The sequence below is a fragment of the Bradyrhizobium sp. UFLA05-89 genome (genome assembly GCF_059803475.1).
Genome location: NZ_JBANBA010000191.1, coordinates 1 through 9,426, shown reverse-complemented (window position 1 = coordinate 9,426; position 9,426 = coordinate 1). Strand labels below are relative to the sequence as shown.

The following is a 9,426-nucleotide window of genomic DNA, read 5'->3' as shown; positions in this document are numbered from 1 at the left end:
GGCGGGAGATCGCGGAAGCCAAGCTGATGGCGCTCGGTGCCGGCGCTGCTCTCGCGCGCGAGAGGCTGGGATGATGCGGCTTGCGTGCAGCGTCGCGTTGCTGGCAGCGCTTGCATTGCCCGCGCACGCGGAGGACCGTTCCGTGCTCGTCAATTGCAGGGCGATGGTGGAGCGCGCCGCGAAGGATGCGAACGCGGCGGTCGGTGCGGAGCTCGCCCGATGCCGCCAAGTGATCCGCGAATGGGCTTTGCGCGATGCGCGGATGACGGTGGATGAACAGGGGCGGCCGCTGCGCTAGGGTGATGCGGTCGCATGCAGCACGGGCTCATAGCCGGCGTGCAGTGTGCGCAGCGTCGACGGCGGCGTCAGCAGCTTTGCTTCGCTGGGCTGACGCTCGACCTCGGTATAGCCCGCCGGCGACCACAGGAGCGCCCTGCCCTGCATCACCAGAAAGCTCTCCCCGCCTTGGCTCACCATCGCGCCGACGGGAAGCTGGTCGAGCGGCATCAGCAGCGCGTGCAGTCGTTTCTGACCGTGATCGAGCCGCTCGTGGTGCAGCACCGTGTCGATGTCGTGCATGCGGACATCATGCACGCGATTGCCTTTCTCCCATGCCGCCCGGAAGCGATTGGCATCGTCGCGGCGGCAATAGAAACAGGGACGATGTCCGGCAGCGAGCGCGGTGGCCTCGTCCAGGAAGAACAGCTCGGTCCAGCTCTGCGTCGCCATCACCTCCCGGCGACGGCCGCGGAATTCGCACGTGCAGGTCAGCCAGGCCGGCGTCGACCAGCGCTTTTTGAGCAGCGTCTTCGTCGCGGGATCATGGATGATGCCACGGTTGCCCGTGAACATGCCGCGATATGGGGTGGCGATGATCTCGCCCGTCGGCATGACGCGGTTTTGCAGCGGCACTATTTTGGTGGCGCCGTGGTGACGCGCATTTTCCACAGGTTCCAGACACGGTCGAGAACCTGCAGATTGATCGCATCGGCCTTGGCGCCCTCCGCTGCCGTCAGATAATTCACCTCGCCGCCAAGCGCGATCGCCTGCGACTGAAGTCGCGCATTGACGTCGGTGTAGTAGGCACGGAAGACCGCGACTTTCACGGACGGGCCGACGGTGGCATCACCATGGCCGCGCATCAGCACCACCGACTTGTCGGCGAGCGCGAGCGCCAGTCCCTTGCCGATGGCCGCATTGCTGACCAGCATATTGGTCTCGCCGAAGTCTTTGCGGATGTCCCATACCGGCGCCCCCGCGGCGAGGAACGCCGCGTTGTGGAAGACCGGCCGCAGCGCAACCTGGCTGATCGTGAACGGGATCACGCCGGGCGAGTGCGTGTGCACGACCGCCATCACGTCGGGACGGGCCTTGTAGATCTCGCTGTGAATGAAGCGCTCCAGGAAGACGCTGCGCCCCTTGGCATCCACGGCATTGCCGTCGAGATCGAACTCCATGATATCGTCGGCGGTGACGAGCGCCGGCGCCAGCGAGCGCGACATCAGGAAGTGATTGGGATCCTTGGGATCACGGGCGCTGACATGGCCGAAGCCGTCGAGCACCCCAAGCTCGGCGAGAACGCGGCTGCCGACCACGATGTCCTCGATCACGGCAGGGTCGAGAGCCGGGGCCTGCCGATCCTGGCACCGCGCCTGAGCTGCGAGCAGCGTCACCGCGAACGCGACGACGAAGCCGAACCATGCCAATCGCGCGCGTCCGGCCATCGTGATCAGCCCCCGTGGCTTACGCCGCGCCGTCGCGGAGCGGCGGGTGATAGGACAGCGCGGTGTCCCAGGGGAAGAAGATCCAGGTGTCCTGCGAGACTTCCGTAATGAAAGTGTCGACCAGCGGACGGCCCATGGGCTTGGCGTAGACGGTGGCGAAATGCGCATCCGGCAGCATCTCGCGGACGAGCTTGCCGGTCTTGCCGGTATCGACGAGGTCGTCGACGATCAGAAGGCCCTTGCCGGTGCCGCCGCCAAGCTTCATCGCCGCATCGGAAATGCCCTTGAGCACCTGGAGGTCGCCCTGCTTGGTGTGGTCGTAGCTGGCGATGCAGACGGTGTCGATCACGCGCACCCCGAGCTCGCGCGCCACGATCGCGGCCGGCACCAGGCCGCCGCGGGTGATCGCGATGACCGCGTGGAACGGGCCGACCTCGTTAAGGCGCCAGGTCAGCGCCCGGCAGTCCCGGTGGAACTGGTCCCACGAAACCGGGAAGGCCTTGCCCGCCCGCTCCTGCGCGCTCAGTTCCGGTGCCTCACTCATCGTCGTCTCCATTCCGCTCACGCGTCTTCTGCTAGCGGCTGACGTTCAATCCTGCCAGCATTTCCTTCACCGCCGCCATCGCTGCCGCCAGCTTTTCCGGATCGCGCGAGCGCACCACCAGATTGGTGTTCGGCTTCTGCTCCTCATCCATGAAGGGATAGCTGCCGATGATGGTGTCGGGATGGTCGCCGGCGATCGTCCGCAAGGGCCCGCCGATGTCGCCCTCCCGCGCATTGGCACGGACCGATTCGGAGAGCATGCGGACGCCCGATTTCAACTTGGGCGAAACGATATCCATCATCGCCTGCATGATCGAGGGCACGCCCGCCATCACGATGACGTTGCCGATCTTGAAGCCGGGGGCGAGAATGGTGGCGCTCTGGATCAGCTCGGCGCCATTGGGGATGCGGGCCATGCGCAGGCGGGCCTCGTTGAGGTCCTGCTCGCTCCAGCGCTCGCGGAAGCGTGCGACCACCTCGGGATGATGGTCGATGCCGACGCCGAAGGCCTTTGCCACGCTGTCGGCGGTGATGTCGTCATGGGTCGGCCCAATTCCGCCGGTGGTGAAGACATAGGTGTAGCGATGCCGCAGTGCATCCAACGCCGCAATGATGTCGGGCTCGTCATCGGAGACGACCCGGACTTCCTTCAGGTCGATGCCGATATTGGTCAGGTATTCGGCGATGAAGCCGATATTCTTGTCCTTGGTCCGGCCGGACAGAATCTCATCCCCAATGACCAGAATGCCCGCCGTGACGATCTCGCTCATAAACCTGTCCCTCACCTGTGGCGCCGACTTTGCCGAGGTAACGCGTTGAAGTCACGCGGTTTTGCTGCTGAAATAAGCAGTCCTCAGCCATTTTTTCAGGCACCTTTCCGGCCGTCCCCGTCAAATGCCCCAAGACTATGCTTCGAAGTCCATGCTTATCGCGCTGGCCCGGCCCTTGCTACTACCGGGGTAAGTCATGCACTCTCGCAAGCATGGCCACAGGACGTTGCGGTCTTCGCCAAGACCTATACGACCTGACCAGTGGCGCAACGCCTGGGGAGAACAGTCGGGATCTATGGCAGTCGCGTTTGACGAAATGAACATTCCAGGCGGGGACCTGCGCCCCGCCTATCAGGAGCTGGCACGCTGGCTCAAGGAGACGCCTCCCGAGGCGCTCGAATATCGACGCCAGGAAGCGGAGCTGTTGTTCCGCCGGATCGGCATCACCTTCGCGGTGTATGGGGATTCCGAGTCCACGGAGCGGCTGATTCCCTTCGACGTGATTCCCAGGATCATATCGGGCAAGGAATGGGCGCTCCTGGAGAAGGGCCTCAAGCAGCGCGTGCGGGCGCTGAACATGTTTCTGCGCGACATCTATCATGGCCGCGATATCCTGCGGGCCGAGGTCGTCCCCGCCGACCTGATCTTCCACAACCCGGTGTTCCGGCCCGAGATGAACGGCCAGCAGGTGCCGCACGACGTCTACGTGCACATCGCCGGCATCGACATCGTCAGGGTCGACGCCAACGACTTCATCGTGCTGGAGGACAATGCGCGCACGCCGTCCGGCGTGTCCTACATGCTGGAAAACCGCGAGATCATGATGCGGCTGTTTCCGGACCTGTTCGCCCGCCACAAGGTGGCGCCGGTCGAGCGCTATCCGGACGAGTTGCTCGCGGCCTTGCGCTCCGTCGCGCCGCTCAGCGCCTCTGCCGAGCCGACGGTCGCCCTGCTCACGCCCGGCGTCTACAACTCCGCCTATTACGAGCACTCCTTCCTCGCCGACAAGCTCGGCATCGAGCTCGTCGAGGGCAGAGATCTCATCGTCAAGAACAACGAAGTGTTCATGCGCACGACGGAAGGGTTGAAACGGGTCGACGTGATCTATCGCCGCGTCGATGACGACTTCCTCGATCCCCTCACCTTCCGTCCCGACTCCGTGCTCGGCGTGCCCGGGCTGATGTCGGCCTATGCGGCCGGCAACATCACGCTCGCCAACGCCGTCGGCACCGGGATCGCCGACGACAAGGCGATCTACTCCTACATGCCGGACATCGTGAAATTCTACCTCGGCGAGGAGCCGATCCTGAAGAACGTGCCGACCTGGCGCTGCCGCGAGCCGAAAGACCTCGCCTATGTGCTCGACAATCTGAGCGAGCTCGTCGTCAAGGAAGTGCACGGCTCCGGCGGCTACGGCATGCTGATCGGCCCCGCGGCGACGAAAGCGACCATCGAGGCCTTCCGCGAGAAGCTCAAGCGCGAGCCCGAAGGTTTCATCGCGCAGCCGACGCTGGCGCTGTCGACCTGCCCGACCTGCACCGCAAGCGGCCTCGCGCCGCGCCATGTGGACTTGCGGCCCTTCGTGCTGACGGGCAGCAAGCGCACCACAATCGTGCCGGGCGGGCTCACCCGCGTGGCGCTGAAGGAGGGCTCCCTGGTCGTGAATTCGAGCCAGGGCGGCGGCACCAAAGACACCTGGATACTGGACGAGTAGAGAGAATGCTGTCGCGTACCGCCGAAAACCTCTACTGGCTCGCCCGTTACGTCGAGCGCGCCGAGTATCTGGCGCGCACCATCGACGCGACGCTGCGCGTCACCGCCCTGCCGGCCACCTATGTCGGCAAGACCAACGAATGGGACTCGGCGCTGCTCACCGCCGGCGTCGCCGCGAGCTTCTATCAGACCTATGAGGAAGCCAACGAGCACAACGTCGTCGACTATCTTTCTTTCTCGGCGACCAACCCGTCCTCGATCAGGAACTGCATCGAGGCGGCGCGGCTCAACTCGCGCTCGGTACGCACCGCGCTCACCAGCGAGATGTGGGACACCATCAACTCGGCCTGGATCGAACTCCAGGCAGTCTGGAGCAAGGGCGCTTCGACGCGCGAGGACCTGGCAAAATTCCTGCGCTTCGTGCAGGAGACCTCGCTGCGCTTCGACGGCTCGGCCTACCGCACCATGCTGCGCAACGACGCCTACTGGTTCTCGCGGCTCGGCCTTCATCTCGAACGCGCCGACAACACCGCGCGCATTCTCGACGTGAAGTACCACGTGCTGCTGCCGGAGGAGGAACATGTCGGCGGCCCGCTCGACTTCTACCAGTGGAGCTCGATCCTCCGCTCGGTGTCGGCGCTCACCGCCTATCACTGGGTCTATCGCGAGACGTTGAAACCCTGGCTGATCGCGGACCTCTTGATCCTCAACGACACGCTGCCGCGGTCACTGGCGAGCTGCTACGGCAATCTCGTGCGCAATCTCGACCAGATCGGCGTCGCCTATGGCCGCCAGGGCCCGGCCCAGCGCCACGCCCGAGGCATCCGCAACCGACTGGAACACTCCAACATGAACGACATTTTCCAGCAAGGTGTGCATGAATTCATTCAGGAATTCATCGCGGACAATTCCAGGCTGGGCGAAATCGTCACGAAGCAGTATTTGATCTGATGTCCCCCGGCTGACGAAATGGGATACCGTCATGGCCGGGCGCGTCCCGGCCATCCACGTTCTTTCTTTCGCTCAGTGAGGAAGGGCGTGGATGCCCGGGTCAAGCCCGGCATGACGAGCTTCTTCGTGGTAGGCAGTCGGGCCTAATCACTAACTGCACTGGTCCACCATGCGCCTGCGAATTCAGCACACCACGACCTATCGCTACGAACCGGCGGCAACGAGCGTGATCCAGATCCTGCGCATGACGCCCGGCAGCCATGACGGGCAATATGTGGCGGAATGGCAGATCGACGTCTCCACCGACACCAAGCTCGACATGCACGAGGACGCCTTCGGCAACGTCACCCACGTGCTGTCCTGTGGTCCCGTCGCCGACATCAAGATCAGCGCCGAGGGCCTGATCGAGACCCACGACACCGGCGGCGTGCTGCGCGGCGCAGACGAGCGCTTTCCGTCGGCGCTTTTTTTGCGTTCGACCGAGCTCACCACGGTCAATCCGGCGATGGCGAGCTTTGCGCGTCAATTGCGCAGCGAAGCCGAGAGCGACACGCTCGGTTTCCTGCACGCGCTGATGTCGGAGGTCAGCGAGCACATGACGTTCGACGAGGACCCGACCAACAGCGGCACCTCGGCGGTCGAGGCGTTCACGCTCAAGCGCGGCGTCTGCCAGGACTACGCGCACATCTTCATCGCCTGCGCACGCACCGCCGGCGTGCCGGCGCGCTTCGTCTCCGGCCATTTCCTGCGCTCCGACGGTACCGTCCACCAGGACGCCGGCCACGCCTGGGCCGAGGCCTTCGTGCCGGATCTCGGCTGGGTCGGCTTCGATCCCGCCAACTGCATCTGTTCCACCGAGGCCCATGTCCGCGTCGCGATCGGGCTCGACTATCTAGGCGCTGCGCCGGTGCGCGGCACCCGCTATGGCGGCGGCGCGGAGACGCTGACAGTCGCGGTGAGGGTGGATCAGGCCGGACGTTCAGGGCAGTCGCAATCGCAGTGGCAGGGATAGTTGTCTAAAGCGCGATGAGATTGGGACGAATCGTCATCGCGCTTTAGGTTGTTGTTTGAGCATGATCTCCGTGCAAACGCGTTCCGCGTTTGTCGCGAGGGAAAACCGCTTCACACTTTTCCGGATCATGCTCTAGCGGTTCGGATATCTAGCTGCCCGGCGCGCTGTACGAGGAGCGCAACTTGGCCGCGTTCTGTCGGACCTGCTTGATCTCGTCCTGCGTGAACAGGCTGTCCACGTCTGAATGAAACTGTCGCTAGTACGATGCCCCGCAGTAGGCATAAATGCCGCCAGTGACCACCGAGATTTCGGCACATCCCGGTAGCGGCTCTCTTGGCAAGATGTGACTAGTCACTTCCAAGTTCATTGATCCACATCAAAGCGCTGGACCATTGGCACAGCGGCATCATGGTGCCGGCGAGATCGCTCAGTTGCGCGCCGGGATTTTGTTGAATGTCACGTTTGCCCTCCCTGCAGCGCCGTGAGTTGATGTGTGAACCTCGCAGCAGCCGGAGCATACTCACATTCGTAGGCGGTAAATTCGCTCGGAGTAGCAGGAGCGCCGCGGACTGATGATGCGCTGGATACCGCTGATCGGCTTTATCGCGCCCTTGGGGCTGTGGCTGATGCCATTACCGACAATGGGGCGCGACCTCGATGCGCGTCATGCGAACTCGCCACTCAAGCCGTGGTTTGACCAACTGAAAAGCCGCAACGGCCTCTGCTGCTCGTCCGCCGACGGCTACGTCGTCGAAGACGCCGACTGGGAAACGAAGAACGGTCACTATCGCGTGCGAGTGCCAAAGAGTCCCGACTCCAAAATCATGGTGTGGGTCGAGGTGCCGGACAATTCCGTCATCAGCGAGCCTAACAAGGCTGAGCGGGCCATGGTCTGGCCTGTCTATTTCGAGGGCGATTCAGACGACGAGGACTACCCCTACATATTCATCCGCTGCTTTATGCCCGGGAGCATGACCTAGATCGGCAGCTCTTACGCCAGGAGGGAATGGATGAGGCGTAGAGTACGTCTGGCCCAGAGCCGAAGAAACTCGAAAAGTTACGCATGTCCGCTGTCACGGGTGGACCGGACTCTCCTGGCGCTGCCCTTGACCGCCGCTTGTGACCGTGAATGGGCCTCGCTTTGCGGTAGAAGCAAGCCCAACTCGCGGGCTCGTCGTTTGACGGAGGCGATGTGACGTCCTAGCTCTCTCGCTATCGCCGGCACAGTTTCCTTCCGATGCGCGAGCTCGATGAGCAGCTTGGTCTCGTCGTCGGCCCATTTGCGGGGTTTTACAGGCTCCATTGCTGTCCTCGCTTCGAGGATCGAAACTTGAACTACATACGACTGTGATTCGGGCGCGATGAAGGCGGACCACCGCTTACGCTTTGCACGAAGCTGGCGTACCTGCCACGTCTCCTTGTGGATGCTGCAACAGTCGGGCCTCTATCGCGGCGTGCAATATCTGGACTGTGAGCGGGTTCACAACAGCGCCGCAGATGACATGCTACGTTTTCGATAATTGCCGGGACTTCTTGAGCATCTCCGTTTTAAGATCGAATAAGCAACCTCTTTGGAGGTTCTCATGTTCAGACAATTCTTTTTGGTCGTAGCCGTTGGTTCTTTAGCGCTACTCGACTCACCCAAAGCCGATTGTCGTGATGATCTGGGGCCTAGCGTCGCCGCCGGGTCATCTTCGGTTCAGCTCCGACTCGATGCAGCTCGATCTGCGGAAGAGCTGTTGGATGAGGTTGCGAGTTGGCTCTCCTCGAATTTCGATCTGCCGGCAATCAAGGATCACCCGGCCATTGAATTCGCCTCGAAAGCAAAACTTGCGACCATGCGCGCTTCGGATCATGCGCATTGGCAGGGTCTCACGCAGGATGAGGGCATCGATCGAGTGGCTCAGCGCACGGTTGTCGCGCTTTATGACAACAATTCGAAAACCATCTTCCTTCCGGACGATTGGATTGGAAAATCACCCGCGGACCAGTCGGTCCTGGTTCATGAGATGGTCCATCACCTTCAAAATATGGCCGAGTTCAAGTTTGAATGCCCGATGGCACGAGAGAAGCTAGCCTACCTGGCTCAAGACAAATGGCTGCGGCGGTTCGGAACGAGCCTGGAGAGCGAATTCGACGTCGACATGTTCACGGTGCTGATTTCCTCTGCATGTATGTACTGACCACGATCGTCCCAGCATCGTCTGAAGGGCCAGACTGCGGCTCTCTGTCGAAAGGCGTCGTTTCCAAATAGGTGCCGATTCAAAGTCTCGTCCGTACACGAACACAGTTGCCGCGATGGTCAGATGCTTGGCTGCCCTTGCAATTATTTTGGCGCTCTGGGTGATGGTGCGGGGGCAGCAATATCATTTTGTCCCGCTGCCAACGCGACCCATGCCTGCTGTGCTCATCCCGTGAGGGATCTACCCAATGCGTCGACGAAACACGTCTCGTTTCCGAGAGTGGCCCCAACTCGGACGTCTGATTAGTTCGCTGCGCCGCTAATGGGGACATAGCGGACTTCATGCGCGCTCTGACTGCTGCGCGAGTTTATGAGCATACGCCCTAACACTACTTTGGCAGATTGTCGGTTTTGCCGTGCTTTATAGGATTCCCGAATCAATTTTTCAATGATTCATGGGTGGTCGGCTCTTGGAGGGCTGACCATGGCGGGATGGGAAGACGAACTTGAACGCTGGCTGATGCCGTTCTT

10 protein-coding genes are annotated in these 9,426 nt (G+C 62.2%); 6 read left to right on the top strand and 4 right to left on the bottom strand.

Annotated elements, in window-relative coordinates; all coding sequences use genetic code 11:
- Nucleotides 1-70 precede the first annotated feature (70 nt).
- On the top strand, nucleotides 71-298 hold the full coding sequence (locus tag SO139_RS44520) for a hypothetical protein (RefSeq protein ID WP_449383084.1): 228 nt from the start codon (nucleotides 71-73) through the stop codon (nucleotides 296-298).
- On the opposite strand, the gene SO139_RS44515 is transcribed toward SO139_RS44520, so the two are convergent.
- The 4 genes from SO139_RS44515 to SO139_RS44500 are packed head-to-tail and all read right to left on the bottom strand — an operon-like array spanning nucleotide 295 to nucleotide 3,037.
- Complete coding sequence (locus tag SO139_RS44515) at nucleotides 295-912, bottom strand: hypothetical protein (RefSeq protein WP_449383085.1); 618 nt, start codon at nucleotides 910-912, stop codon at nucleotides 295-297. The genes SO139_RS44520 and SO139_RS44515 overlap by 4 nt on opposite strands.
- Complete coding sequence (locus tag SO139_RS44510) at nucleotides 912-1,724, bottom strand: class II aldolase/adducin family protein (protein ID WP_449383086.1); 813 nt, start codon at nucleotides 1,722-1,724, stop codon at nucleotides 912-914. The genes SO139_RS44515 and SO139_RS44510 overlap by 1 nt, the downstream gene beginning before the upstream one ends.
- A gap of 19 nt (nucleotides 1,725-1,743) precedes the next feature.
- Nucleotides 1,744-2,268, bottom strand: coding sequence for a xanthine phosphoribosyltransferase (gene gpt / locus SO139_RS44505; RefSeq protein ID WP_449383087.1), 525 nt, complete (start codon nucleotides 2,266-2,268; stop codon nucleotides 1,744-1,746).
- A 31-nt stretch (nucleotides 2,269-2,299) separates the two neighbouring features.
- Nucleotides 2,300-3,037 carry a competence/damage-inducible protein A gene (locus SO139_RS44500; protein ID WP_449383088.1) on the bottom strand — a complete coding sequence of 246 codons (738 nt, stop codon included), beginning with the start codon at nucleotides 3,035-3,037 and terminating at the stop codon, nucleotides 2,300-2,302.
- Nucleotides 3,038-3,332: 295 nt separating this feature from the next.
- On the opposite strand from SO139_RS44500, the gene SO139_RS44495 reads away from it, so the two are divergent.
- The 5 genes from SO139_RS44495 to SO139_RS44475 all read left to right on the top strand — a co-directional run bounded on the left by SO139_RS44495 (nucleotide 3,333) and on the right by SO139_RS44475 (nucleotide 8,896).
- Nucleotides 3,333-4,751 (top strand): circularly permuted type 2 ATP-grasp protein, encoded by a 1,419-nt coding sequence (locus SO139_RS44495; RefSeq protein ID WP_449383089.1) that lies wholly within the window; start codon nucleotides 3,333-3,335, stop codon nucleotides 4,749-4,751.
- 5 nt (nucleotides 4,752-4,756) lie between these two features.
- Nucleotides 4,757-5,701 (top strand): alpha-E domain-containing protein, encoded by a 945-nt coding sequence (locus SO139_RS44490; RefSeq protein WP_449383090.1) that lies wholly within the window; start codon nucleotides 4,757-4,759, stop codon nucleotides 5,699-5,701.
- 169 nt (nucleotides 5,702-5,870) lie between these two features.
- Nucleotides 5,871-6,713, top strand: a complete 843-nt coding sequence (locus tag SO139_RS44485; RefSeq protein ID WP_449383091.1) for a transglutaminase family protein — start codon at nucleotides 5,871-5,873, stop codon at nucleotides 6,711-6,713.
- A 626-nt stretch (nucleotides 6,714-7,339) separates the two neighbouring features.
- The gene (locus SO139_RS44480) at nucleotides 7,340-7,693 is read left to right on the top strand and encodes a hypothetical protein (RefSeq protein WP_449383102.1); all 354 of its coding nucleotides are present in this window, start codon (nucleotides 7,340-7,342) and stop codon (nucleotides 7,691-7,693) included.
- Between the two features lie 603 nt (nucleotides 7,694-8,296).
- Nucleotides 8,297-8,896, top strand: a complete 600-nt coding sequence (locus SO139_RS44475) for a DUF6647 family protein (protein ID WP_498542017.1) — start codon at nucleotides 8,297-8,299, stop codon at nucleotides 8,894-8,896.
- Nucleotides 8,897-9,426 lie beyond the last annotated feature (530 nt).